Here is a 24,022-nt window from a genome sequence, read left to right as displayed (position 1 = left end):
CCGATCCGGTGCGGCGTCGGCGGGACGAGCCTGGAGGCAGACCCCACGACAGGCAGACCCCACGAAAGGGACCCCATGTTCTTCGCACTCCGCGAGCTCCGCACGGCGCGGTGGCGCTTCGCCCTCATCACGGGCGTCGTGCTGATGCTGTCCGTCCTGGTGGCGGGCCTGCTCGGCCTGACCGCCGGGCTGGCTCACCAGAGCGTGTCCGCGCTCCGGGCGCTCGGCGCGGACGGCTCCGGCTTCGTCCTCCCCGCCGACGACTCCGGCGCCGTCGACCTCGACCGCGCCGCACTCACCGCCGACCAGGTGGCCGCCGTGGCCGCCGGGGACCCGTCGGCCGTCCCGGTGGGACTCGCCCGGATCACCCTGGACGACGGCACCGAGACCGGGGTCTCCGTCGTCGCAGTGGGACTGGCCGACGAGGTGGGGTCGGTGGCGCCACCGGCGCCGGGGGAGGTCCTGGTCTCCGACGGTGTCGACGACGAGGTGGGCTCCGACGTCGGCGTGATCAGCCTCGGGGGCAGCGCGCTGGCGGTCGCCGGACACACCGGTGATCTCTGGCATTCGCACACCCCTGTCGTCGTCACCGACCTCGACACCTGGCACTCGCTCGCTCCGCGCGGCGGGGCGGCCACCACCGTGGCCGTGGCGGCGGGCGCCGACCCGGATGCCGTCGCCGCCGAGGCCGGCCTCACGCTGGTCGACTCCGACGGACTCGTCGGAGCGCTGCCCTCGCACCGGGCCGAGAACACCTCGCTGAGCACGATGACCACCATGCTCCTCGCCGTCACCGCTCTGGTCGTGGGCTCGTTCTTCGCCGTCTGGGGGATGCAGCGCCGACGTGACGTAGCCGTGCTCAAGGCGCTCGGGGCGTCCACCGCCGCGGTCGTCCGCGACTCGGTCGGCCAGGCCGCGGTCGTCCTGGCCGTGGGCGTCGTGGGCGGGGTCGGGATCGCCGCCCTGTTCGGCCTGGCCGTCGGCGGCACCGTGCCGTTCGTCGTCTCGGCCGGGACCACCCTCGTGCCGGCCGTGTTGCTCGCCGTGCTCGGCCTCGCGGGCGCCGCCGTCTCGCTGCGGCCCGTGCTGACCGCCGACCCCAACTCGGCACTGGGGGCGGCCCGATGAACGGCTCCGAGTCCGGCACCTGCTTCACCTCGTCGTCGTCGACCCCGGCGTCCTCACCGCGACCCACCACCAGGAGAACCGCCATGCCCCGTACCGCACTGACCCGTACCGCCCTCCACGATGCCCCCGTGACCACCGCGCCCGTCCCGACCGCACTGCGGATGGAGAACGTCGTCCTGACCTTCCCCGACGGCCACGGCAGGGTCACTGCCGTCGACGACGTCTCGCTCTCGATCGGGCGGGGCCGCAGCCTCGCGGTGACCGGGCCCTCGGGATCGGGGAAGTCGAGCCTGCTCGCCGTCGCGGCGACACTCGCCCGACCGGACTCCGGGCACGTGTGGCTGGAGACCGGGGACGGGGCGGTGGACCTGGCCGCGGTGGACGCGCGCCGGGGGGCCGAGCTGCGCCGACGCGAGATCGGCATCGTGTTCCAACAGGCCAACCTCATCGAGTCACTCACGGCCCGGGAACAGCTCGAGGCCATGGTGTGGCTGGGGTCGCGGCCGTCCCGCGCCCGACGGCTCCACGCCCGCGAGCGCGCCCACGAGCTGCTCGGCGTGGTGGGCCTGGGTGATGCCGCGGACCGGTCGGTCGGGGCGCTGTCCGGCGGGCAGCGGCAGCGGGTGGCCGTGGCGCGCGCGCTGATGAGCGGGCCGTCGCTCCTGCTCGCCGACGAGCCGACGAGCGCGCTCGACTCCGCGTCCGGTCGGGTCGTCATGGACCTCCTGCTCGGTACCGCGCGTGAGCTCGACGTGGCGCTGATGCTCGTCACGCACGACGCCACGATGGCGGCCCGGTGCGACGCGCAGGTCCACCTGGTCGACGGAGCGATCACCACCGCGGCGCCCGGCAGTAGTTTTTCCTGATTTTCCCGGTCCGCGTCCCTACGCTGGGGCGATGACCATCGACGACGGCGACACCCGGCCCTCCACCGGGGCGTCCCGGTGGAGGGCACCGGCGGCGGGCGCCGGGTTCCTGCTGGCCCTCCTGGCGGTCTTCGCCGGGCTGGCGTTCGCCGTCTCCGACGACGAGACCGTCTCCCTGGACCGGCCGGTGATGATGTGGGTGCACGGGGCCACGACCCCCTGGCTCACGGCCGCGGCGGAGACCGCGAGCTACCTCGGTGGCCAGTTCGTGCTCGCGGCCTCCGTCGTGATCGCGCTGCTGCTGTGCGTCCTGCGCAGGTTCGGGGGCGCCTTCCTCGTGCTCGCCGCGGTGTACGGGTCGTCCAGGCTCAACGTCGCCTTCAAGCCGGCCTTCGAGCGGTCGCGCCCGGATTTCTGGGAGCACCTGTCGGCGGAGAACACCTTCTCCTTCCCCAGTGGGCACGCGATGGGGGTCGATGTCGCTCGCGGCGCCGCTGGTCGTCCTGACCTGGGGCAGCCGGGACCGGTGGGCCGCGCTCGCGGTGGCGGTGGTCTACGTCCTCGCGGTCGGCGCGTCCCGCGTCTACCTGGGGGTCCACTTCCCCAGCGACGTCCTCGCGGGCTGGTGTCTGACCGTGCTGTGGGTCGGGATCCTCGTGGTGATCCTGCTGCTCGTGACCCGCGTGCTCCGCCGATACGCGCCGACGCTCGCGGACTGGGTCTGACTCCGGTCCGGCACGGTTCGGCGGCTCGGGACCCCGGCCCGGTCGGGCGGTCTAGGATCGGCGGGAGTGGGCCCCGCGGGGCTCGGAACCCGGACAGTAGTGGGTCGAGGAGGCACCATGACCATGAACTCTCATCCGGTGACGGGTGCTCAGGCCCCGGCGGATCGTCGCCACCGCGTCGTCATCATCGGGTCGGGTTTCGGGGGCCTCGCCGCGGCCCGCGCCCTCGACAAGGCGGACGTGGACGTCACCCTGGTCGCCAGGACCGGCCACCATCTCTTCCAGCCCCTGCTGTACCAGGTGGCGACCGGGATCCTGTCCGTCGGGGAGATCGCGCCCTCCACCCGGTTGGTCCTCCGCGATCAGGAGAACGCCACCGTCGCCCTGGGTGAGGTGGACCGGATCGACGTGACCGCGCGGACCGTCCACGCGACCGCCGGGCACGTGGACTTCGAGCTCGAGTACGACAGTCTCGTCGTCGCCGCCGGTGCCAACCAGTCCTACTTCGGGAACGATCACTTCGAGCGCTGGGCTCCCGGCATGAAGTCCATCGACGACGCCCTGGAGCTGCGGAGCAGGATCATGGGCTGCTTCGAACAGGCCGAGGTGACCGAGGACGAGGCGGAGCGTCGTCGTCTCCTGACGTTCGTGGTGGTCGGCGCCGGTCCCACGGGCGTGGAGATGGCCGGGCAGATCGCGGAGCTGGCTCAGCGGACCCTGAAGAACAGCTTCCGCCGGATCGACCCGGGTCGGGCCCGCATCATCCTCATCGACGCCGCCCCTGCCGTCCTGCCGCCCTTCGGACCGAAGCTCGGCAACGCGGCCCGCAGGCGGCTGGAGGAACTGGGTGTGGAGATCCAGCTCAACGCCATGGTGACCGATGTGGACTACAGCGGAATCGAGGTCAAGGACCCCGACGGATCGCTCCGCCGGATCGACTCGACCTGCAAGATCTGGTCGGCCGGGGTCCAGGCGAGCCCACTGGGCCAGATGCTCGCCGACCAGACCAGCGCCGAGGTGGACCGGGCGGGCCGGGTCCTGGTGAACCCGGATCTCTCGTTGCCCGGGCACCCGGAGATCTTCGTGATCGGCGACATGATCAACCTCGACAACCTGCCGGGTGTCTCCCCCGTCGCCATCCAGGGCGGCAAGTACGTCGCCAAGCAGATCGTCCGCGAGGTCGAGGGGGGACGGTCCCCGTCCGAGCGCCCGCCGTTCAAGTACTTCGACAAGGGGTCGATGGCGACGGTGTCGCGCTACAGCGCGGTGGCCAAGATCGGGCCGCTCGAGCTCCACGGCTTCCTCGCCTGGGTCCTGTGGCTGGTGGTGCACCTGGCCTTCCTCATCGGCTTCCGGAACCGCGTCATCACCCTGCTGTCCTGGGGACTGCACATCGGTGACCACCGCTCGCACCTGAACTCCACCGCCCGGTGGGTCTACGCACGTCAGGCCATCGCCGAGGCGCAGGAGCGGGAGCGTCGGGACGCCGACCGCGCGGTGTCCGACTGACCCGACGCCGCCGCGGGCCCCGGACACCGAATCGCGGGAAACGCTCAGTCTGGAACCTGCGCACGGCACTACACTGCCCTCATCACGACCGCCCACATCACGGACAAGGGCTGGAGGACGGCCATGGGCACGCTGACCTACACGGCGACCGTCTCGGTCGACGGGTACGTCGCGGACGCGAGTGGCGACTTCAACTGGTCCGCCCCGAGCGGCGAGGTGTTCCGGTTCCACGTGGAACGTCTGGGGCCCGTCGTCCACGAGGTGCTCGGCCGGCGGACGTACAAGCTGATGGAGTACTGGCTGTCCCCACCGGAGGACGACTCGTGGAGCCCCGACGAGCACGAGTTCGCGGAGCGGTGGAAGGCGATACCGCGCACCGTGGTGTCCTCGAGACTGACCGCGAACGACCTCGTGTCCGATCGTGATCGCCTCGTCCCGCGACTCGACCTGGACACTCTGCGCCGCATCGTCGATGAGGCGCCGGGCGAGGTGGAGATCTTCGGACCCACCACGGCCGGCGCGGCGATCCGCGCGGGGCTGGTCTCGGATCTCCGGTTGTTCGTCTTCCCCAGGGTCGTGGGCGGCGGACTGCGCGCGCTGCCCCCGGACACGACGCTGGACCTGGAGCTCGCCGCCCATCGCGTCTTCGCCGGCGGGACCGCGTACTCCCACTACCGGACGCGCTGACCCGGCGCACGGCATCACCAGCGCCACCCCTGCGCGCCGCCTCGCCAGCACGCCGCATCACCCGCACCACCCCCGCACGCCCCGGCGGCGGGGGAGGGATTGGACACCGTGCGCAACGATCGCGAAAATCGACGGGCTGATCTGTGCCACGTGCACAGCCACCACCGGTCAGGGTGACCCACATCACCTGGCCGCCTACGCTTGTCGCGGTCGACGGTCGGTGGTCGACAGTAGATGCGCCGTTCAGACGCCCTAGGAGGAACATGGCAACGCCGGACGGGTCCACAGGGCCCCACGGGACGGGTACCGCGGTCCCCGAGACGATCTCGGCCGAGCCGGTGCCCCGGCGCCGGATCATCCTCGCCTCGCTCATCGGGACCACGATCGAGTTCTACGACTTCTACATCTTCGCGACGGCCGCGGTGTCGGTCTTCCCGCTGCTGTTCTTCGCAGGCGGTGACTCCGGCACCGCTCTGCTGGCCTCGATGGCCACCTTCGGTACGGCGTTCATCGCGCGGCCGCTCGGGTCCATCGTCTTCGGTCACTACGGGGACCGTCTCGGCCGAAAGGTCACCCTCGTCGGCGCGCTGCTGACCATGGGTATCGCGACGTTCCTCATCGGCCTGCTGCCGACGATCCACCAGATCGGTCTCTGGGCCCCGGCGATGCTGACGATCCTGCGCTTCTTCCAGGGCATCGGCCTGGGCGGCGAGTGGTCGGGCGCGGCGCTCCTGGCCTCCGAGACGGCGCAACCGGGCAAGCGCGCGTTCGCCGCCATGTGGCCGCAGCTCGGCGCGCCGTTCGGCTTCATCCTCGCCAACGGCATCTTCCTGCTGCTCACGATCTGGTTCTCCTACGATTCCACCGCCGCGGAACTGGGCGACCCGTTCCTGGTGTGGGGCTGGCGTCTGCCCTTCCTGTTGTCGATCGTGATGGTCGCCGTCGGCCTCTACGTACGGCTCCGCATCGAGGAGACGCCGGTCTTCGCCCGGGCGATCGCCAACAACGAGCGGGTCAAGACCCCGGTCTCGGAGGTGTTCCGCAGGAACTGGTGGGAGATCATCCTCGGCACGTTCATCATGTTGGCCACGTATGGCCTGTTCTACCTGATGACCACATGGATCCTGTCGTTCGCGATCGGCGGCGCGGACGCCGGCGGGCTCGGATACGGGTACCGGTCGTTCCTCATCATCCAGGTGATCGCGATCGTCCTGTTCGCCGCGTTCGTCCCGGTGGCCGGCCTGCTGGCCGACAAGCTGGGCCGCCGTCGGATGCTCATCGGCGTCACCGCCGCCATCATCCTGTTCGGCCTGAGCTTCGGTTGGTGGCTCGACCCGGACGCGATGGGTACGGGCGAGGACCTTGACGTGGTGCGGATGCTGCTCTTCCTGTGCGTCGGCATGATGCTCATGGGGCTGACCTTCGGGCCGATGTCCGCGGTGCTTCCCGAGTTGTTCCCCACCCACACGCGCTACACGGGCTCGGGAGTGGCGTACAACTTCTCCGCGATCCTGGGCGCGGCGCTGACCCCGTTCGTCGCGGTGTGGCTGGTGCAGAACTACTCGGTCGCCTACGTCGGCTACTACCTGGTCGGCCTGAGCGTGCTCACCATCATCTCGCTGGTCCTTGCCCCCGAGACCAGCAAGACGTCCATGTACTCGGACGAGTCCGGCATCCGGACGAACTGAGTACCCGGTCGATCTGACCCCGCGGGGCCGCCCCGACCGCGACGGCAAGACCCCGGGAAGGCACGACCCCGCGATACGAGACCCCGGGACCGATGTGGTCCCGGGGTCTCGTGTCGTCTGGATGGTTGCGGTCGCGGATGGGTGGGGGCGACGACGACGACGAGGTTGTCACCGACGGCACCCGGCGGGGCCGGGTGCGCGGCCGCCGATCAACTCCTCAGCGGGAAAGCGCGGGCCACGTTGAGGACACCGAGGACGACGAGGGAGATCGAGAAGAGCCACCAGAGGAACCCCGCGCCCCACACCGGGGTGCTGAGCAGCGCGAATCCGGCGAGGACGGAGATGATCGCGAAGATGACCGTCACCGCGCTCGACCCGGTCTCGCCGAGGGTGAACAGAGCGGTGAAACCCTCGACGATCCACATCACGCCGATCATGACCGTGACGAAGAGAGCGAGGAACGCCGCCGACTCCTGGAGAGAGGCGAATGCATAGGCGCCGGCGAGGATGAACAGCACTCCGAGGAGGGCGTGGCTGATCCTGCTGCCCGTGCTCTGCCACCTGGCGACGGCCGCCACAGCGATGTAGACGATGCCGGCCGCGATCGCGTAGACGGCCAGCACCCCGGTCACGGCGAGGGCGGTCTTGACGGGCCAGAACAGGACCGCGATGCCGAAGCCCACGGCGATGAGGCCGCCGACCAGAAGGGCGACCCGGAAGGGGTTCACGGAACGAGCGGTCTCGGCGGGGCGATTGGGTGCGGACACGGCGGGAGCTCCGATCGGGGTCGCCGGAGTGACTCGGCGTCGGGTTAAGAAACTTCAATTTAGCCCGATCGTCACCCGTCGGGAAGAGTGCTCATGATCTCCCCGCCCCCACTGGCCCGGGAAGCGTCGCCGGCCGTCGCCCGGGACCGCGTGCACGAGAGTCAGTCGCGCGCGACCTCGCGCAGCTCGCCGGTGCCGACGTCGTAGACGAAGCCGCGGACGGCGGTGGCGTGGAGCAGGAACGGATCGGACTCGACGCGGGCGATCGACTGGCGCACGTCGGCCTCCGGCTCGGGGAACGACTCCGGCGCCCAGCGGGGCCGCTGGCCGGTGTCGGACTCGATCCGGTCCTTGAGGTCGTCGTCGCGGAAGGTGAGCATCCCGCAGTCCGTGTGGTGGATCAGGACGATCTCCTCGGTGCCCAAGAGGCGCTGGCTGATCGTCAGCGAGCGCAGGACGTCGTCGGTGACGACCCCACCGGCGTTGCGGATGACGTGCGCGTCGCCCTCGGTCAGGCCCAGCAGGCCGTACGGGTTGAGACGGGCGTCCATGCAGGCCACCACGGCGATCTCCCGCCCGGGCGGCATGGGCAGGTCGCCCTTGTCGAAGTCGGCCTGGTAGGCCTTGGCGGCCTCGAGCAGTTCGTCGGTGACGGTCATGGCCGAAGGCTAGGCCCGTTTCGGCGGCCCGGCCAGGGTTCGTCTCGCGCTGCCGGAAACCCGGCGCGGCAGGCCAGATGCCCCCGCGGCACGGCAGGTCAGGCGGGGGAGCGCAACGGCATCTCGTGCACCTCGCGCACGAACTCCGGCAGTGGCCCGGCCGTGCGCAGGACCTCGGCGATCGACGGATCCGCCAAATGCAGACGACCCACGGAGATGAGGTCGAACTCGCCGCGCTCCATGCACTCCACGACCGCATCGATGTTGTCCGCGGCGATGGCCGGCTTGCCCGACTTCTGCTCGCGCAGGGACGTCCCGATCCCCACCCCGCCCACGGCGCCGGACGGCAGGCCGGTGAGCCGGCGGGCCCATCCGGCCAGGGTCACCTCGCCGTCGTCACCTCCCAGGTCGGGGAATGCCGCGTCGCTGAACCGCCTGGTCGAGGCGTCGAGCAGATCGACCCCGGCCTCGGCGAGTGCGCCCAGGTAGACGCCCAGTTCGTCGGGAGTGGTCGCCTTGCGGACCGTGTAGTCCTGCTGAGTGTGCTGGGAGAAGCGGTAGAACAGCGGCGCGTCGGGGCCGAGCGCGGCGCGGACGGCGGACACGACCGCGGCGGGGAAGCGACTGCGTGCGGCCAGGTCACCGCCCCAGTCGTCGGTGCGACGGTTGGTGTCGGCCCAGACGAACGCGTCGAGCAGATACCCGTGGCCGCCGTGCAGCGTCACGCCGTCGAATCCGGCCTCCATCGCCAGGCGCGCGGAGCGGGCGAATGCGTCGATGACCTCGGAGATGTCGGTGTCGGTCATCGGCGGGACCTCGGGCGACCAGCGGGCGACGCTGCGTTCGGAGTACGTGGTGACGCCCGGGGTTCCCCACCGGCCGGACGGGCGCATGGGGTGCATCTCCATCAGCCGGTCGCGGTGGGCCCGGTCGAAGCGGGCGTTCGCGCCCCAGAGCGGGCCGACGTGCCAGAGCTGGGCGATGATCCGGCCGCCGGCGGCGTGGACGGCGTCGGTCACCACACGCCAGGCCGATACGGATTCCGGCGTGTCGAGGCGGGGGATCCACGAATGGTCGACCGAGGTCGGGTGGTCGACGCCGATGCCCTCGGTCACCACGAGTCCCGTTCCGCCTGCGGCCCGGTCGGCGTAGTAGTCGCGGTTGACCTCGTCCGGCAGGCCGTCGGGGCAGCCCATGCGGGTCATGGGGGACATGGCGAGGCGATTGGCCAGGTGCAGCGACCTGACCTCGAGGGGACGGAACAGGGCCTCACGGCCCGGGGCGACCGGCGGGGTGGCGATACGCGACGTCATGATGCGCGACCTCTTTGTTTCCTCGGGCGGTCGTCTCGGGCCTCGATCTCGAGACTCTCGCGGATTGACGAGTGTCAGTTGTGATCGAGGTTACCTAAGCGGGTCAGCGGATGTCGCATCGGCGGTGGCCGCGCTGGACATCCCACCTAGCCGGCGGCGTCGGCGAGCGCGACCCGGATCGCCTCGTCGATCCCCGTCATCTCCCAGTCCCCGGGGAGCAGCCCCGCGGCGGGATCACCCACCACCATGTCGTGTTGCAGGCTCTCGATCAGCGCGCTGACCGTCGCCCCGCCCTGATCGACCAGGGGTGCCAGTCCGGCGGCGACGAGGTCCCACGGCACCCCGGGCACGGGGAGGCGCACCGTCGGCCACCCGGCGATGCGGGAGTAGCGCGCGAGCAGCGCGGGGTAGGTCAGGGCCTCCCCGCAGCCGAGGTCCGCGTGGCCGGTGCGGGGCTCACCGTCCAGGGCATGGCACAGGGCCTCCACGACGTCCCGTTCGGCGACGGGCTCGACCCTCCGGTGTCGCATCCATCGGGGCACCGGCTGGACGGGGAGCAGCTCGCAGAGCGTGCGGAGGACCTCGAAACTCGTCGAGCCCGCGCCCAGGATCACCCCGGCCCGGAGCGTGAACACGGGCGTGGACCCGGCCGAGAGCAGTGATTCCACCTCGAGCCGCGACGCCATGTGTTGCGAGAGCGGCAGCCGGTCGTCCCCCGAGGGGGCCAGTCCGGAGACGTAGACACACCGCTCCGTGCCGGCGGCGGCCATCGCCCGGCGCATCGCCTCCGCGCCTTCGGCGTCCTCGCGGCGGAAGTCGGCGCCGCCGCCCATCCGGTGGACCAGGTAGACCACCTCGTCGACCCCGTCGAGGGCCGCCGCGAGACTCGCCGGGTCGAGGACGTCGCAGCGCACGGTCTCGACCCGATCGGACCAGGGGTGCGTCGCGGCACGGCCGGGGTCCGTGACGCCGGCCCGGACGCGGTGACCACGGGCGAGCAGGGCGGGTACCAGGCGCGAGCCGAGATACCCGCCGGATCCCACGACCAGGACGGTCATTCCGCGTCGAGATCCTGCTCGATGAGCGCGGCGATCTCGGCCACCGCGTCGGCGTCCTCTCCGCTGACGGTCACCGTGGCGCCCTTCTCGGCGCCGAGCGCCATGATGAGCATCGCGGACGCGGCGTCGGCCTCCTCGTCGTCGTAGGTGATCTCGATGTCGGTCTCGTACTTCTCGGCGGCCTCGGCGATGATCCCCGCGGGGCGGGCGTGGAGGCCCTCGGCCGATCCGACGGTGACGGTGGTGCTGGGCATGGTGTCTCCTCTGTGTATTCCGGTGCCGGGGGTTCCCCCGTCATCGTGCAGGTTCTGGTGTCAGGCCGCGACCGGCTGTGCTGCGGCGGCCGGGGCCGGGGTGGGCTCGCGGCGGGTGGTCTTGGCGACCACCACGGCCGCGCACGCGACGAGGGTGCCGGCGAGGATGGCCAGGAGGTAGCCCCAGACCGGGTTGATGGCGAACACCACGAACAACCCGCCGTGGGGCGCGTACGACTCGACCGAGAACGCCATGATGAGCGCACCGGTCACGGCGCCACCGGCCATCATCGACGGGATGACGCGGAGCGGGTCGGCGGCGGCGAAGGGGATCGCCCCCTCGGTGATGAAGCTGGCGCCCAGCAGGAACGCGGCGCGGCCGTTCTCCTGCTCCACCGGGCTGAACAGGCGCTTGCGCACGACGGTCGCCAAGCCCATCGCGAGCGGCGGAACCATGCCGGCGGCCATCACCGCGGCCATGATCCGCAGCGTCGCCGGGTTGTCGGCGACCAGACCGGCCGTGGCGAAGGTGTACGCCGCCTTGTTGATCGGCCCGCCCAGGTCGAAGCACATCATCAGGCCCAGGATGACGCCCAGCAGGATCACCGAGGAGCCGGTCATGCCACCCAGCCACGACTCCATGGCGGAGGTCAGTGAGGCCAGCGGGCGGCCGAGCAGCAGAAACATCAGCAGGCCGATCGCCAGCGAGCCGATGAGCGGGATGAGGACCACCGGCATGAGACCGGCGAGCCAGCGCGGCGTCTTCCAGGTGGTCATCCATCGCACGAGGTAGCCGGCGAGGATGCCGGTGACGAGCGCGCCGATGAACCCGGCGCCGAGGGTCGCCGACAGGGCGCCGCCGACGAAGCCCGGGGCGATGCCGGGACGGTCGGCCAGTCCGTAGGCGATGTAGCCCGACAGTACGGCGATCATGAAGCCCATCGCGGCCTGGCCGATCGCGAACAGCACGGCTCCCATGTAGAGCCGCAGCCCGGAGTGGGTGAGGGCTTCGGCCCCGGCGGTCCCGGCGGACACGATCTCGCCGTCGAGGTACCACACCTCCCCGGGCAGGTCGGTGAGTGAGAACCCGGTGGCGAGCTCTTCCCACACGAACGCGACGTCGTACCCGGCGAACAGGAATCCCAGTGCGAGCAGCAGCCCGCCGGCGGCGACGAACGGGATCATGTACGACACGCCGGTCATGACGGCGCGCTGCAGGCCGCGAGCCCAGTGCTCGTCGGAGCCGGACCCGCCCCCCGAGCCGGAGCCGCCGTCGGCGGTGCCGGAGTCCGCCGACACGCGCCGTGCCCGGGGGTCCTGGGCCGCGGCCAGCGCCTCGTCGAGGACCTGGTCGGGCGCGTCGATGGCCTTCTTGACCCCGTACTCGACGACGGGTTTGCCGGCGAACCGGCCGCGGTCGCGCACCCCGACGTCGGTGGCGAACACGACCGCGTCCGCGGCGTCGATCACCGCCGCGTCGAGGGGGGTGGCCCCGGCCGAGCCCTGGGTCTCCACGTGCAGTTCGACGCCGCGCGCCTCCGCGGCCTGGGCGAGCGAGTCGGCGGCCATGTAGGTGTGGGCGATGCCGGTGGGGCAGGCGGTCACCGCGACCACCCGGGCCGGCGCCGCGCCCGATGCCGCGCCCGCTGCCGAACCGGGGGTCGAGGACGACGACGAGGTCTTCTCCTCCGGCCTGAGCACGCCTTCGATGACCGCGACCGCCTCGTCCGGCGTGGCGGCCGACCGGAGGGAGTCCACGAACTCGGAGCGCACCAGGTTTCGGGCGAGGGTGGCCAGGATCTTCAGGTGGTCCTTGCCGCCGCCGGCGGGGGCGCCGATCATCAGCACGAGGTCGGCGGGGCCGTCCTTGGCGCCAAAGTCGACGGGCGGGTCGAGCCGCGCGAAGGCCAGGCTCGGCGCGGACACCGCCTCGGACTTGCAGTGCGGGATCGCGATCCCGCCCTTCATGCCAGTGGCCGCCTTGTCCTCGCGGGCGAACAGATCGCGTACGAGCGCGTCGTGGTCGTCGGCCCGGCCGGCGTCGACGAGGGTCCGGGCCAGCGCCCGGATCACCTCCTGCTTGGTGCCGCCGAGGTCGGCGTCGAGCCGCACCGCGGCGGTCTCGATGATCGGCTGGTTCATTGCCGTGCTCCGTGTTCTTCCGAGGGTGCTGGTTTGAGAGGTGCTGGGTTGGGAGGGTGCTGGGGGGGAGGCCGCCGGGTGGGGGGCCGCGGTCTGTGGGTGCAGGGCGCCGGCGCGGCGGGTCAGTCGAGCCGCCGGACCGTGGCGCGGAACGTGGTCGGGTCGAGGCCCAGCGGCAGTCCGGTACCGGGCAGTGAGGCGGCGACGCTGCCGTGGTTGACCGCCCAGACCAGCCTGTCCCGCGGCGGGAGTCCGCGGGACTCGGCCAGCAGATATCCCGCGAGCGCGGAGTCTCCGGCCCCGACCGTGGATCTGACCTGCACGGCAGGAGCGTTCGCGAACCACGCCTCGTCGTCGTCGACCAGGACGGCACCGGCGCCGCCCAGGGTGACCAGGGCCGCGCCCACGCCGCGGGCGCGCAACGCCCGCGCGGCGTCCACCACGGGGGTCGTGTCACCGGCGGCGGCGCGACGCTCCAGCTCGGAGCCGTCGACGCCGGCCAGCTGCCCGAGCTCCTCGCCATTGGGTTTGACCAGGTCGGGCGCCGCGTCGGGCAGGCGTGCCGCGAGGGCGGCCAGTGGTGCGTCGGAGGTGTCGACGGCGAGGCGGGCCCCCGCGGGGCGGAGTGCACCGACCAGGTCCGCGTAGAAGTCGTCCGGCACGCCGCGTGGCAGGGACCCGCACAGCACCACCCACGTCGCCTCACCGGCGAGGGCGGCGATCGTGGAGCGGGCCCGGTCGATCGCGGTGCTGTCGAGCTCGGGCCCGGGGGCGTTGATCTTGGTGGTGGTTCCGGCGGGGTCTGCGAGGGTGAGGTTGATCCGCACGGCGCCGTGCGCGGGGACGACGGACGTCGCGACGCCGGCCCCGGCGCACATCGCCACGAACGGGTCGTCCGCCGGGGCCGGGAACACCGCCTGCCCCCGGACCCCCCCGCCGGCGAGGACGCGGGCGACGTTGACGCCCTTGCCGCCCGGGGAGTCGTCGACGGCCGCGATGCGGTTGACCCCGCCCACGGTGAGCGGTGCGGGCAGTTGCGCGGTCCGGTCCACCGACGGGTTCATGGTGAGGGTGACGATCATGGCAGCACGACCTCGATTCCGTGGGTGTCCAGTGCCGAGGCCAGCGGGCCCGGCGGGGGAGCGTCGGTGACCAGGACGTCGACCCCGTCCAGCGGGGCGAACGAGACCAGGAACTCGTGCCCGAACTTGCTCGAGTCCGCGAGTACCACCACCCGGCGGGCCGCCCGGCACATGGCGTTCTTGACCGCCGCCTCGTCCGGGTCCTGGGTGGTGAGGCCGCGCTCGGGGTGGAGGCCGTTCGTGCCCACGAAGGCGACGTCGACCCGGATCGACTCCAGCGCCCGGAGCACCGACGGGCCCACGCACGCCCCCGTGAGGCCGCGGACCGTCCCGCCGAGGACGTGGAGGTCCTCCGACGCCGCGCGGTGCAGGCCGTCGGCGATGGGGACCGAGTTCGTGATGAGGGTGAGGCCGTGGTCGGCGGGCAGCGATTCGGCCAGGCGGTCCGTGGTGGAGCCGGCATCGAGCAGGGCCGCGCCCCCCACGGCCGGGAGCAGCCGCAACGCAGCCCGGCCGATCGCGGACTTCGCGTCCACGTTCTCCGACCGCCGCGCGGCCAGGGTGCGTTCGACGCGGCCACCGGGCACCGCCGGGACCGCCCCGCCGTGGGTGCGTTCGAGGTGCCCCTCGGATTCCAGGAGCGACAGGTCTCGGCGGATCGTCTCGGCACTCACATCGAGGTCGGCCGCGAGTTCGGCGACGGTCACCCGCCCGGAGGCGGCCAGCGCCTCCGTGATGTGTCGCCGTCGTTCGCTCCCGTACATGGGCTCCGACCTCTCCGCTGTGGTGACCGATTGTGTTGGATTCTGCCCGATACGGTTGGAAAGTCAAGCCGATTTAGTTATTCTCGTCACATAACCGATCGATGAGCCGGACGAGGGCGTCCGGTCCGCTAGGAGTTCCCATGACGCAGCAGTCGAAGTCCGGGACGGTCATCCGCGGCACCGGCGTGGTCGCCGGACTGGCCTACGGGCCCGCCCGGTGGGTCGTCAGGCAGGATGTCCTCGACCCGGGGGCCGCGGGCGCGGCCGCGGGCGCGGAGGGGGCCGGAGCCGCGGCGGGAACCGGAGCCGCGGCGGGAACCGAGGCAGCGGCCGCGCCGGACGAGGAGCAGGTCGAGAGGGGGCGCGAACGCTTCGTCGCGGCGGCCCGGACCGTGGCCGACCGCCTGGATCAACGGGCCGCCCTGGCCACCGGCGTCAGCGCAGAGGTCCTGTCCGCCAACGCCGTCCTCGCCCGCGACCGCGGCTGGGCCAAGGCGGTGGTCAAGGAACTCAAGAAGGGCGCGGCGGTCGAGGCCGCGGCCGTGGCGGCGACGGAGACCTTCGCCGCGATGTTCGCTCGTGTCGGCGGTCGACAGGCCGAACGCATTACCGACCTCCGCGACATCTGCGCGCGCGTCGTGGCCGAGCTGCGCGGCCTGCCCGAGCCGGGCGTCCCCGACTTCGACGCGCCGGGCGTGCTCATGGCCGACGACCTCGCCCCGGCGGACACCGCCGGGCTCGACCCGGCCATGGTGCTGGCGATCGTCTGCGAGCACGGCGGGCCCACCTCGCACACGGCGATCATCGCGCGGCAGCTCGGCATCCCGTGCATGGTCGCCGCCGGGGGACTCGCCGCGATCGCCGACGGCGCCGACGTGCTGGTGGACGCCGCCGCGGGCACGGTCACCGTCGAGCCCGAGGAGGGCCCGGCCCGAGCGGCCGCCGAGGCGGACCGGCGCGCCCGGGCCGCCGCCGCAGACTGGAGCGGCCCCGCCGTCCTGGCCGACGGGCACGCCGTGCGCCTGCTGGCCAACGTCCAGGACGGTGAGGGGGCCGAGAACGCGGCGTCGGGCCCGGCCGGCGGGATCGGCCTGTTCCGCACCGAGCTGGCGTTCCTCGACCGGGCCGCCGAACCGACCCACGACGAGCAGGTCGACCTCTACGCCCGGGTCCTGGCCGCATTCCCGGACGGCCGGGTCGTCACGAGGACCCTCGATGCGGGCTCGGACAAACCGCTGGCGTTCGCGGGCATGACCGAGGAGGACAACCCCGCTCTGGGCGTCCGCGGCATCCGCGTGGACCTCATCGACCCCGGGCTGCTGGACCGGCAGCTCGACGCCCTCGCCACGGCCGGCCGCCGGGTGGGCGGGGCACAGTCCTCACCGTGGGTCATGGCCCCCATGGTCGCCACCGTCGACGAGGCCCGCGACTTCGCCGACCGGTGCCGTCGGCGCGGCCTGACCCCCGGGATCATGGTCGAGGTGCCGTCGGTCGCGGTGGCCGTCGACAGGTTCCTCCCGCACGTTGACTTCCTGTCGATCGGCACCAACGACCTCACGCAGTACGTCATGGCCGCCGACCGGATGTCGTCCGACCTGGCAGCCCTCACCGACCCCTGGCAACCCGCCGTGCTCCGGCTCATCCGGGCGGTTGCCGAGGCCGCGGGCCGGTCGCCGGACGGTCGCACGATCCCGGTCGGGGTGTGCGGTGAGGCGGCGGCGGACCCCAACCTGGCGTGCGTCCTGCTGGGGCTCGGAGTCAGCTCGCTCTCCGTGGCCACCGCCGCGCTGCCGTTCGTCGGAGCTGCCCTGGCGGGGGCCACCCTCGAGCAGTGCCGGGAGCTCGCGGCCCTGGCGTTGGACAGTGACACGGCGCTCGAGGCCAGGGACGCGGTGCTGGCCGCCCGGAACTGACCGTCCCGCTCGGCGCGACCGTCCCGCTCGGTGCGACCGTCCCGCTCTCCGCGACCGTCCCGCTCTGCGCGACCGGGCTGTGGTGCCCGGATCGCGGAGTTACCGTCGGTGACGACGGAAGGGATTCGACTGTGGACCTGCGTGGCGACATGACCGTGGACCTGACCATCGACACGGCGGACGGCACCGCGGAGGCGTTCGTCTCGCGGCCCGAGACCGCCGAGCACGACGTGCCGGGCGTGCTGCTGTTCCCGGACATCTTCGGTCTGAGGCCGCAGATGCGCACGATGATGGATCGCATCGCGAGCTGGGGTTACGTCGTCCTCGCGCCGAACGTCTTCTACCGCTCCGGCACCGTCGACGACCTGGCCCCGACCGTCGATCTACGCGAACCGGGCGAGCGGGACGGCTACATCGCGAAGGTCTTCCCCCTGATGGAGGGGCTCACCTCGGACCTGTCGCGACCGGACACCGCCGCGTACCTGGACGCGCTGCTGGCACTGCCCGGGGTCACCGGCGACGCGGGGGTCATCGGCTACTGCATGGGGGCGCGACTCGCGTTGCGCGCGGGCGGGGACCACCCGGACCGCATCGCCACCGTCGGGGGATTCCACGGCGGCGGGTTGGCGACGGACGAGAGCGACAGTCCCCACCTGAGTCTCGCGACCACCCGGGCCGCAGTCCTCCTGCGTCATGCCGACGACGACCCGTCGATGCCGCGCGAAGGGATGGACATCATCGCGTCCCTGGCTCGGGAATCCGGTGTGCCCCTGGACCAGGACGTCTACCCCGGTGCCCCCCACGGGTACTCGATGGCGGATACGTCGATGTACGACGAGACCGCCGCGGAACGGCACTTCGAGGACCTGCGCGAGCACCTGGCACGGCGCCTCGCGCGCCACGGCGAATGAGCTGAGCCCGGACGGAGACCCCCGGCCCACCGCGGCCCTCACGGCCCCTCGGTTACTCCCGCCCGTCACGATGAACTCTCGCCTGCCCGCCGGGGCACGCAAGACGCCAGGCGCGGGAGCGGCTGCGTGGTGGGCGGTCAGGCGGGGGAGCGAGACGCCAGGCGCGGGAGCGGATGCCGGGAGGTCCGGTGGGCGAGGCGCCAGGCTCGGGAGCGAGACGCCAGGCGCGGGAGCGGATGCCGGGAGGTCCGGGGCGCAGTGGTGCGTCCCGCCCCGGGACGTCAGACGTCGACGGTCTCCGAGGGGCCCGAGCGGGCCAGGGCCGCGAGCTGGCGGGTCGTCGCTCCCGGAAGGTACGCCCGGCCGATCGCCACCCCGATTCGCGGCAGGTCCGCCTCGTCGCGGAAACACAGGTAGACGGGCTCGATCCTCGGATTGAACTTCGACTTGAACTGGTGGAGCGACCGGAATCCGTAGTAGGGCTCGAGTGCCTGACCCAGCAGATCGAGTCCGCGGTCGAGGACGGCCACCTCGTCGTCGTCGCCACTACGCGCCAACGGGGCACCGGACAACGAGACGTAGTCGGCGCCCTCGTCCTTGAACTCCAGCGCGGAGCGGGCGATGAGGAACTCGACCATGTTGTTCGCGCCGGGGCCGTTGCGCTTGCGCATGAGATCCAGGGTCCAGCCGCGTACGCCACCGTCGGGCTCGCCGCGGTAGACCGGCAGCCAGGACAGCGCCGCCTGGACCACCCCGCCGGAGTCCACGGCCAGCGCGATGCGGACGTCGTCGTCGAGCGCCTCCTCGACCGTGCCGAGCGTGAAGCCCATCTCCGGCAGCTCCTTGTCTCCGACCCACTGCTCGGAGATCTCCCGCACCTGCGCCAGCACCGCCGCGGGTTGCTCGCGCAGTAGCCCGGAGACGTAGGTGGTGCCACTCTTGTCCGCCTTGTTCATCGCGGAGCGGATCTTCTGCCACTTCTTGCCCGCGAAGGCCAGGTCGGGAAGATCCATGATGGTGTCCTCGGCGATCTGCAGCGCCCGCCACCCGTGCACCCGCATCCGATCCGCCGTCTCGCCGGACACCGAGAACAGGCACGGGACGGCGGCCTGCGCCTCGGCGAAGTCGACGAACGAGCTCAGCAGCACGTCGCGATCGGCGGGGTCGGCGACCGGGTCGGCCAGCGCGATGATGGTGCCGACGTGCATCCGGTACCCCACGACGCCCGCCGAGTCGGGACCCGCGGTGCTCGTGCCCGCGCCGAAGAAGTAGTTCATCGGCTGCCACGTGATCATCCACGACATCGTGCTGCCGCCGTGGCGACGGATGAGCTCACGGACGCGCTCCACCACGTCGTCCGAGTGGACGCGCGACCCGGTCACCCGTCGCCGCACCCGCACGCCGAACGCGCCCCGGCCCACCACCAGCAGCACGGCCTCGCCCACCCAGAGCAGACCGGTACCGAGGGTGACGGCGCCGAGGGACTCGAAGTCCGCGGCGACGACCAGGACCGTGACGACGAGGGTGACCACCGCGGTGACCAGGGCATAGGCGAGGGCCACGCCCCACGCTGCCCGGTAGCCACGGCGCAGCAGCTCCGCCGTGGCCGCGGCGATGAGGACGGACAGGAGCATACCGACCAGGTTCACGTCCTCGGCCTCGGTGGGCCCGAGGGGGCCGTCGGAGGGCAGGAAGTACACCACCACGTGGACCGCGGCGATGAACCACATGCCCGCCGACACCACGAGCCGGGTCTCCCGTCGCGTCCGCGGCCGCAGGCCGTGCTCGGTGCCGGAGAAGAACCGCTCGCCGACGGCGAGGAACACCACGAACGCGATGAAGTGGGTGAGGTCGGCCAGGCTCCCGACGAACAGGAACGACACGATCACATAGCCGTAGAGCAGCGCCCGCGCGCGCAGTCGCCAGGGCGAGACGAGGGTGGCCGTGGCGGCGGCGAGCACGGCGATCACCGCGGTCGAGCAGCCGACGTCCAGCACCACCGACAGCTCCGTGGCCCACTCCCAGCCGACCGCGTCGCCGGGGACGATCACGGCGACCGCCCCGAGCACGCCGATGAGCTGCCCGCCGGCCGCGGTCAGTGCCGTACGCACCGGGCCCAGGCGCCACTCGCCCATCCCGATGCCCGCCGCCACCAGCACCAGCAGGGACACGTGCTGCAGCGGGGTTAGCCCGAGCCAGGGCCCGGTCACGAGTGTCCACCAGCGGCCGCCCTCCAGCGCGGGCACGCCGTAGGCGACGTCGGGGAACCAGGTGGCGTCGCGGGCGCTGCGCCACAGGGCCTCCAACGCCACCCCGGTGACGAGCAGCGCGGCGACGATCACCGCCGTGACGGGGAGCCGTCGCGCCGCCGTGGCGACCGCGCGGGCGGCGACGGTCACGGGTGAGGGCGCGGCGGGCTCGTGGGACGTCTCTGTCAGCTGGTCGGTGCTCACGGGGTCCTCCGGGGGCGGCGCACGGCGAGGGGCGGGGTGGGGGCGGGTCCTCCAAGTATGGAGCCGCCGGCATGAGTGTGCGGTTATTTCCCCAGCGAAAGGGCTGTGACCACCGTCTCTACGACCGTCCGGTCGGCACCGGTGAGGCCGAGCACGGGCCGGGGCAGACAGTTCTCCGCGGCCAGCCCGAGGATCTCGGCGACGGCCGCGACCACCCGCAGGCTGCCGTGCGCGGAGAAGAGTTCCCACAGCGGCGCCAGCCCGGCGGACTCGGCCAACGCCTCCTCGGCCCGACCGGACAGCGCCGCCCGCGCGATCGCCAGGGCGGGGCCCGGGACGGTGCCGGCCAGCACCGAGTACCAGCTGTCGCAGCCCGCGAGCAGTGCCGCCGCGGCCGAGGGGTCGCCGGAGACCCCCAGGCCCACACGTTCGGGCACCGCGGAGCGCAGTCGGGCGAGGTGCTCACGCGCCGCTGCGGGCTCCGCCGGCGGCGGCGGGATCTTGATCGAGGCCACCTGCGGGAGTTCGACCAGTCGCAGGTAGAGCTCGGGCGTGAATCCGAAACGGGTGGTGCCGGGGTTGTCGTAGACCACCAGTGGCACGGAGAGTTCACCGGCGACGTCCGTGTACAGGCCCATCATGTCGTCGTCGGTGAGCGGCTGGTAGCTCATGGGCGCGAGCATCACCGCCGAGGCGCCGGCCGCCTGCGCGTCGTGGGCGAGGGCCTGCGCGTGGGAGGTCCGCAGGGCACTGATCCCGACGATCACCGGAACCCCCGCCGCGTGCCGGACGGTCGCCTCGGCGACCCGGCGCCGCTCCTCGCGGTCGAGGTAGGCATACGAACCGGTGGAACCGAGCGCACCGATCGAGTCGACGCCCGCGCGTACCAGTCGCTCGATGATCGCCGCATAGGCGCTCTCGTCGACCCGGTCATCGCTCATAGGTGTGAGCGGGAAGGCGCTCAGGCCGGTCGTCACGTGCCCGGTCACAGCGTGAGGACCCGCCCGCACACCACCAGGTGCACCTCGTCGCAGCACTCGGCGACGGACTGGTTGAGCGCGCCCAGCAGGTCTCGGAACACGGCGCCCGAGCGGTACGGGGGCACGACCCCGGATCCGACCTCGTTGGTCACCAGCACCACGTCGTCGCGGGCGGTGAGGGCGGCGCAGAGGGCGTCGGTCCGTTCGTCAACGGCGGCGCGCGCCTCGTCGGCGGGGGCGTCCCACAGTCCCAGGTCGTCGACGGTGGCGGTGAGCCACGTGCCAAGGCAGTCGATGAGGACCGGGCCGGGGGCGTGGCGCAGTGCGGAGGCCACATCGGGGGATTCCAGGGTGCGCCATCCCGCGGGCCGGTGTGCCCGGTGGTGGTCGACGCGCGCGGCCCAGTCGGGGTCGTCGAGCTCGTCGGCGGGGCGGCCCGGCGCGACGAACGTCACCGTGTCGGTGCCGCCGAGCAGTCGCACCGCGTGCCGGGACTTGCCGGATCGGACGCCGCCGGTCACCAGGACGCGCGTCATCCCCGCCGCCCCCGGCCGCCGGCGAGGGCCGGGCCGGAGAACAGGGCCAGTCCCACGACGAAGCCGAAGTCGTACCAGTTGCCGTTGTTGTTCACCTCGTAGATCGTCACGGTGTCGGTGAAGAGGGAGATGACGAAGGTGACGGGGAGGATGATCCCGTGCCACAGGCCGAGGAGGAACCCGGCGCCGGTGGGGGCGACGTCGACGTTGGGTCCGGCCGCGCACGCGCCGAGGGTGAGGACGACGACGAGGAGGACACCGGCGGCCAGCCCGGCCCGTGACCGGGTGTTCACTACCGCCGCCCGCGGGTGAAGTAGAGGAGCGGCCCGATGAAGTTGATCGCGATGATCGCGGCCCACTTGCCCTTGGAGCCACGCACCTTCGCCGCGGGCCGGGAGGCGAGGTCCGCCCACGCGGTCGCAGCGAGTGACACCTGCACCGAGATGAGGGTGAGCAGGACCGTCTTCTGCGTGTCGGTCAGGTCGTTCCAGCGCTTCTTCGTGGCCACGGCGCACCTCCCAGATCGGATTTCTCTTATCCTAGGCGCTGCCGGGCCGCCGTGGTCAGCTCGCGGTGGCGGTGTCGGATTCGTCTTGCGGTTTCCCGGCATTCTTCCACTCGGCCCGCTCCTTCATCTCCCTGGGACGGAAGTAGAGCAGCCCGGACAGGACGGCGACGAGAAAGACGACCAGCATGGTGATGAACAGCGGCCAGACACCGGTGAGGAAGATGATCGGCACGGCCATCGCGGTGACGAGTCCGCCGCCGAAGAACGGTTCGAAGACGAGCTGCTTGTAGCCGAACGCCTCGAACGCGGGGCTCTGGGCATCGGGGTCGACGATGCGCATGAGGATGAGGCCGGTGGCGGTGACGCCCATCGACTGGCCGAAGTCTCCGATGCCGCGCTCGAACCAGTAGCGGCCGATGATGCGCGGTGCCAGCCAGAGGAAGATGCCGACGTTGACCAGGATGCCGGCCACGGCGAGGATCGTGAAGGCGCCGATGTTCTCGCCGATCGCCTGCAGGGACAGGGTGCCGATGGCGGCGACGATGAGGAAGTCGAGCGCCCAGCCCTGGATCCGCAGCATGATCTGCGGGTCGATGACGTGGGCCACCCCGGCCTTGGTCGCGACCACCTGGACGATGACGCCGCCGAGCAGGGCGATGGGGAACAGCGGTACGTAGGCGAAGATCTCCAGCGGGGTGTTCTCGTCGAGCATGACCGACGCGTAGGTGGCCTGCTCGATCCATCGCAGCCCCTCGAGGATCCCCAGACCGATGAGGATCGCCAGGGTCACCAGCGCGACGTGGAGGGACAGCGGCTCCACGGACGACGGGCGGGAGGTCATCTTGCCCGCCGAGTAGTACTCGTCCTCGCGGAACAGGCCCTTCTGCTCGCTGATGGACATCTTGGCGCTGCCGCTGATGAGCTCGGTCCTGCCGGTGCGGGCGCCCCAGTTGATCAGGGCGATGCCGAGCACGATGCCACCGACGATGCCCACCGTGGCCATGCCGACGGCGAGGTCGGCCCCCACCGTGAACCCGAGTTCCTCGAACACGCCCCGCATGCCGGCCGCGGTTCCGTGACCGCCCTCGAAGCCGATCTCGATGAGGGCGCCCGTCATGGGTGAGGCGCCGAGCAGGGGCACGAGGATCAGGGCGGCCAGCAACAGTCCGACGACGTACTGCCCGGAGCCCAGGGCCACGCCGAGGGAGAGCTGCGGACCGACGAGCTTGACGGCCCGGGAGGGGCGCGGCAGGTCCTGGCCGAGGAACATCGTGGCGAAGATGACGCTGATGAGCAGGCCCGGGAGGGAGGACCACACCTCCACCATCGGTTCGGTGAAGAGCCCGTTCTCGCCCCACGGCCCGGTGAACCTGCCCAGGACCTCCGGCCCGAGCAGGAGGAGCAGTGCACCACCGACGATGGAGCTGGGGAGGAACAGGGACTGCACGATCCCGACCTTGACGCGGATGATCTTCCCGATCAACAACGCCAGTCCGAGGATGAGAAGGGCGAATCCCACAGCATTTGCGGACATTGGGTGACCTCGGTTCCGGATGTGCGGCTTGCGGTGTCCTCCCGAACCTATCCGCCGGGCGCGCGAATAGGCCCCGATCCGCCCACTTCTCGGGACAGTCGCGCCCATCTTCAGTGGCAGACCGTGGCGAGGACTGGCGTTCGGCATGGCGGCACAACTCGACGGCGAGGTCACGTTCGTCGCGGGGGTCGCCCGCGGGCAGGGCAGGACGCACGCCGTCCGCCTGGCCGCCCCGGAGGACCCGGACGGGACCCGCCGGTTGGTCGAGGCCCAGGGGCGACGCGCGCTACTGTCCGTCGGGGACGTCCGCGACCTCGAGGGCATGAGGAAGATCGTCGACGACGCAGTGGTGGAACTCGGCCCGAAGAATGTCCGGGTCAACAGCATCCACCCCGGCGGCGTGGCCACCCCGATGGGCGGTGGAGACATGGTGAGCACGTTGGAGGCGGTCGGCGAGTCGAACCCCCCGCTCAACCTCATGGGCACGACGTTCATCACCGCCGAGCACATCAGCATCGACGGCGGGTCGCAGTACTTCTGAGGCC

At 71.9% G+C, this 24,022-nt stretch carries 24 protein-coding genes; 9 read left to right on the top strand and 15 right to left on the bottom strand.

The genetic code is table 11. The annotated features are described in order from the left end of the window. Positions 1-75: 75 nt before the first annotated feature. Positions 76-1,128, top strand: coding sequence for an FtsX-like permease family protein (locus AB5G72_RS17310; RefSeq protein WP_440220538.1), 1,053 nt, complete (start codon positions 76-78; stop codon positions 1,126-1,128). Between the two features lie 161 nt (positions 1,129-1,289). After that, positions 1,290-1,994: an ABC transporter ATP-binding protein gene (locus AB5G72_RS17305; RefSeq protein ID WP_440221523.1), complete on the top strand. Its 705-nt coding sequence runs from the start codon at positions 1,290-1,292 to the stop codon at positions 1,992-1,994. Between the two features lie 18 nt (positions 1,995-2,012). On the opposite strand, the gene AB5G72_RS17300 is transcribed toward AB5G72_RS17305, so the two are convergent. After that, a complete protein-coding gene (locus AB5G72_RS17300; RefSeq protein WP_440220537.1) occupies positions 2,013-2,222 on the bottom strand; it encodes a hypothetical protein in 210 nt (69 codons plus the stop codon). Positions 2,223-2,449: 227 nt separating this feature from the next. Here AB5G72_RS17300 and AB5G72_RS17295 point away from each other — a divergent pair, with 227 nt between their 5' ends. From AB5G72_RS17295 to AB5G72_RS17280, 4 genes are all read left to right on the top strand, one after another. Further along, positions 2,450-2,719: a phosphatase PAP2 family protein gene (locus AB5G72_RS17295; RefSeq protein ID WP_440220536.1), complete on the top strand. Its 270-nt coding sequence runs from the start codon at positions 2,450-2,452 to the stop codon at positions 2,717-2,719. A gap of 117 nt (positions 2,720-2,836) precedes the next feature. Beyond that, positions 2,837-4,228, top strand: coding sequence for an NAD(P)/FAD-dependent oxidoreductase (locus AB5G72_RS17290; RefSeq protein WP_440220535.1), 1,392 nt, complete (start codon positions 2,837-2,839; stop codon positions 4,226-4,228). 123 nt (positions 4,229-4,351) lie between these two features. Beyond that, positions 4,352-4,915, top strand: a complete 564-nt coding sequence (locus tag AB5G72_RS17285) for a dihydrofolate reductase family protein (protein ID WP_440220534.1) — start codon at positions 4,352-4,354, stop codon at positions 4,913-4,915. Positions 4,916-5,178: 263 nt separating this feature from the next. Further along, positions 5,179-6,603 (top strand): MFS transporter, encoded by a 1,425-nt coding sequence (locus tag AB5G72_RS17280; protein ID WP_120285558.1) that lies wholly within the window; start codon positions 5,179-5,181, stop codon positions 6,601-6,603. A gap of 209 nt (positions 6,604-6,812) precedes the next feature. Here AB5G72_RS17280 and AB5G72_RS17275 read toward each other — a convergent pair whose 3' ends face one another. The 8 genes from AB5G72_RS17275 to AB5G72_RS17240 all read right to left on the bottom strand — a co-directional run bounded on the left by AB5G72_RS17275 (position 6,813) and on the right by AB5G72_RS17240 (position 14,642). Beyond that, complete coding sequence (locus AB5G72_RS17275; protein ID WP_120285557.1) at positions 6,813-7,370, bottom strand: HdeD family acid-resistance protein; 558 nt, start codon at positions 7,368-7,370, stop codon at positions 6,813-6,815. 161 nt (positions 7,371-7,531) lie between these two features. Further along, complete coding sequence (locus AB5G72_RS17270) at positions 7,532-8,029, bottom strand: beta-class carbonic anhydrase (protein WP_440220533.1); 498 nt, start codon at positions 8,027-8,029, stop codon at positions 7,532-7,534. Positions 8,030-8,127: 98 nt separating this feature from the next. After that, a complete protein-coding gene (locus AB5G72_RS17265; protein WP_440220532.1) occupies positions 8,128-9,342 on the bottom strand; it encodes an oxidoreductase in 1,215 nt (404 codons plus the stop codon). A gap of 146 nt (positions 9,343-9,488) precedes the next feature. Then, positions 9,489-10,400 (bottom strand): NAD(P)H-binding protein, encoded by a 912-nt coding sequence (locus AB5G72_RS17260; protein ID WP_440220531.1) that lies wholly within the window; start codon positions 10,398-10,400, stop codon positions 9,489-9,491. Next, on the bottom strand, positions 10,397-10,654 hold the full coding sequence (locus AB5G72_RS17255; protein WP_067713081.1) for an HPr family phosphocarrier protein: 258 nt from the start codon (positions 10,652-10,654) through the stop codon (positions 10,397-10,399). The genes AB5G72_RS17260 and AB5G72_RS17255 overlap by 4 nt, the downstream gene beginning before the upstream one ends. A gap of 60 nt (positions 10,655-10,714) precedes the next feature. After that, on the bottom strand, positions 10,715-12,796 hold the full coding sequence (locus AB5G72_RS17250) for a PTS fructose transporter subunit IIABC (protein ID WP_440220530.1): 2,082 nt from the start codon (positions 12,794-12,796) through the stop codon (positions 10,715-10,717). Positions 12,797-12,918: 122 nt separating this feature from the next. After that, a complete protein-coding gene (locus AB5G72_RS17245; RefSeq protein WP_440220529.1) occupies positions 12,919-13,878 on the bottom strand; it encodes a 1-phosphofructokinase family hexose kinase in 960 nt (319 codons plus the stop codon). Continuing rightward, on the bottom strand, positions 13,875-14,642 hold the full coding sequence (locus tag AB5G72_RS17240) for a DeoR/GlpR family DNA-binding transcription regulator (RefSeq protein ID WP_163376888.1): 768 nt from the start codon (positions 14,640-14,642) through the stop codon (positions 13,875-13,877). The genes AB5G72_RS17245 and AB5G72_RS17240 overlap by 4 nt, the downstream gene beginning before the upstream one ends. A 140-nt stretch (positions 14,643-14,782) precedes the next feature. Here AB5G72_RS17240 and AB5G72_RS17235 point away from each other — a divergent pair, with 140 nt between their 5' ends. Both AB5G72_RS17235 and AB5G72_RS17230 read left to right on the top strand, forming a co-directional pair. Further along, positions 14,783-16,555, top strand: a complete 1,773-nt coding sequence (locus AB5G72_RS17235) for a phosphoenolpyruvate--protein phosphotransferase (RefSeq protein ID WP_440220528.1) — start codon at positions 14,783-14,785, stop codon at positions 16,553-16,555. A gap of 131 nt (positions 16,556-16,686) precedes the next feature. Continuing rightward, positions 16,687-17,466: a dienelactone hydrolase family protein gene (locus AB5G72_RS17230; RefSeq protein WP_440220527.1), complete on the top strand. Its 780-nt coding sequence runs from the start codon at positions 16,687-16,689 to the stop codon at positions 17,464-17,466. A gap of 281 nt (positions 17,467-17,747) precedes the next feature. Here the strand turns inward: AB5G72_RS17230 and AB5G72_RS17225 are convergent, their stop codons facing one another. From AB5G72_RS17225 to AB5G72_RS17200, 6 genes are all read right to left on the bottom strand, one after another. Continuing rightward, on the bottom strand, positions 17,748-19,919 hold the full coding sequence (locus AB5G72_RS17225; protein ID WP_440220526.1) for a bifunctional lysylphosphatidylglycerol flippase/synthetase MprF: 2,172 nt from the start codon (positions 19,917-19,919) through the stop codon (positions 17,748-17,750). An 83-nt stretch (positions 19,920-20,002) separates the two neighbouring features. Continuing rightward, positions 20,003-20,896, bottom strand: a complete 894-nt coding sequence (locus AB5G72_RS17220; RefSeq protein WP_440220525.1) for a dihydrodipicolinate synthase family protein — start codon at positions 20,894-20,896, stop codon at positions 20,003-20,005. Between the two features lie 8 nt (positions 20,897-20,904). Further along, complete coding sequence (locus AB5G72_RS17215) at positions 20,905-21,435, bottom strand: bifunctional adenosylcobinamide kinase/adenosylcobinamide-phosphate guanylyltransferase (RefSeq protein WP_163376892.1); 531 nt, start codon at positions 21,433-21,435, stop codon at positions 20,905-20,907. Then, on the bottom strand, positions 21,432-21,728 hold the full coding sequence (locus AB5G72_RS17210) for a hypothetical protein (RefSeq protein ID WP_096906501.1): 297 nt from the start codon (positions 21,726-21,728) through the stop codon (positions 21,432-21,434). Before AB5G72_RS17210 ends, AB5G72_RS17215 begins: the two co-directional genes overlap by 4 nt. Continuing rightward, positions 21,728-21,943: a hypothetical protein gene (locus tag AB5G72_RS17205; protein WP_120285546.1), complete on the bottom strand. Its 216-nt coding sequence runs from the start codon at positions 21,941-21,943 to the stop codon at positions 21,728-21,730. Before AB5G72_RS17205 ends, AB5G72_RS17210 begins: the two co-directional genes overlap by 1 nt. Positions 21,944-21,998: 55 nt before the next feature. Further along, positions 21,999-23,477: a sodium/glutamate symporter gene (locus AB5G72_RS17200; protein WP_440220524.1), complete on the bottom strand. Its 1,479-nt coding sequence runs from the start codon at positions 23,475-23,477 to the stop codon at positions 21,999-22,001. 145 nt (positions 23,478-23,622) lie between these two features. On the opposite strand from AB5G72_RS17200, the gene AB5G72_RS17195 reads away from it, so the two are divergent. Further along, positions 23,623-24,018 (top strand): hypothetical protein, encoded by a 396-nt coding sequence (locus tag AB5G72_RS17195; RefSeq protein WP_407335288.1) that lies wholly within the window; start codon positions 23,623-23,625, stop codon positions 24,016-24,018. The last annotated feature ends 4 nt before the right edge of the window (positions 24,019-24,022 follow it).

Origin of the sequence: Dietzia sp. MNB45 (assembly GCF_051994785.1) — a bacterium.
Taxonomy (GTDB): Bacteria; Actinomycetota; Actinomycetes; order Mycobacteriales; family Mycobacteriaceae; genus Dietzia; species Dietzia kunjamensis.
This window is presented reverse-complemented; position numbering and strand designations above follow the sequence as displayed.

Excerpts from the sequence above, each read along its gene's own strand:
- AB5G72_RS17285 (WP_440220534.1), top strand. The coding sequence starts at position 4,352 with ATGGGCACGCTGACCTACACGGCGACCGTCTCGGTCGACGGGTACGTC.
- AB5G72_RS17255 (WP_067713081.1), bottom strand. The coding sequence starts at position 10,654 with ATGCCCAGCACCACCGTCACCGTCGGATCGGCCGAGGGCCTCCACGCC.
- AB5G72_RS17200 (WP_440220524.1), bottom strand. The coding sequence starts at position 23,477 with ATGTCCGCAAATGCTGTGGGATTCGCCCTTCTCATCCTCGGACTGGCG.
- AB5G72_RS17270 (WP_440220533.1), bottom strand. The coding sequence starts at position 8,029 with ATGACCGTCACCGACGAACTGCTCGAGGCCGCCAAGGCCTACCAGGCC.
- AB5G72_RS17260 (WP_440220531.1), bottom strand. The coding sequence starts at position 10,400 with ATGACCGTCCTGGTCGTGGGATCCGGCGGGTATCTCGGCTCGCGCCTG.
- AB5G72_RS17195 (WP_407335288.1), top strand. The coding sequence starts at position 23,623 with ATGGCGGCACAACTCGACGGCGAGGTCACGTTCGTCGCGGGGGTCGCC.
- AB5G72_RS17265 (WP_440220532.1), bottom strand. The coding sequence starts at position 9,342 with ATGACGTCGCGTATCGCCACCCCGCCGGTCGCCCCGGGCCGTGAGGCC.
- AB5G72_RS17305 (WP_440221523.1), top strand. The coding sequence starts at position 1,290 with ATGGAGAACGTCGTCCTGACCTTCCCCGACGGCCACGGCAGGGTCACT.
- AB5G72_RS17215 (WP_163376892.1), bottom strand. The coding sequence starts at position 21,435 with ATGACGCGCGTCCTGGTGACCGGCGGCGTCCGATCCGGCAAGTCCCGG.
- AB5G72_RS17280 (WP_120285558.1), top strand. The coding sequence starts at position 5,179 with ATGGCAACGCCGGACGGGTCCACAGGGCCCCACGGGACGGGTACCGCG.
- AB5G72_RS17240 (WP_163376888.1), bottom strand. The coding sequence starts at position 14,642 with ATGTACGGGAGCGAACGACGGCGACACATCACGGAGGCGCTGGCCGCC.
- AB5G72_RS17290 (WP_440220535.1), top strand. The coding sequence starts at position 2,837 with ATGACCATGAACTCTCATCCGGTGACGGGTGCTCAGGCCCCGGCGGAT.
- AB5G72_RS17250 (WP_440220530.1), bottom strand. The coding sequence starts at position 12,796 with ATGAACCAGCCGATCATCGAGACCGCCGCGGTGCGGCTCGACGCCGAC.
- AB5G72_RS17245 (WP_440220529.1), bottom strand. The coding sequence starts at position 13,878 with ATGATCGTCACCCTCACCATGAACCCGTCGGTGGACCGGACCGCGCAA.
- AB5G72_RS17310 (WP_440220538.1), top strand. The coding sequence starts at position 76 with ATGTTCTTCGCACTCCGCGAGCTCCGCACGGCGCGGTGGCGCTTCGCC.
- AB5G72_RS17235 (WP_440220528.1), top strand. The coding sequence starts at position 14,783 with ATGACGCAGCAGTCGAAGTCCGGGACGGTCATCCGCGGCACCGGCGTG.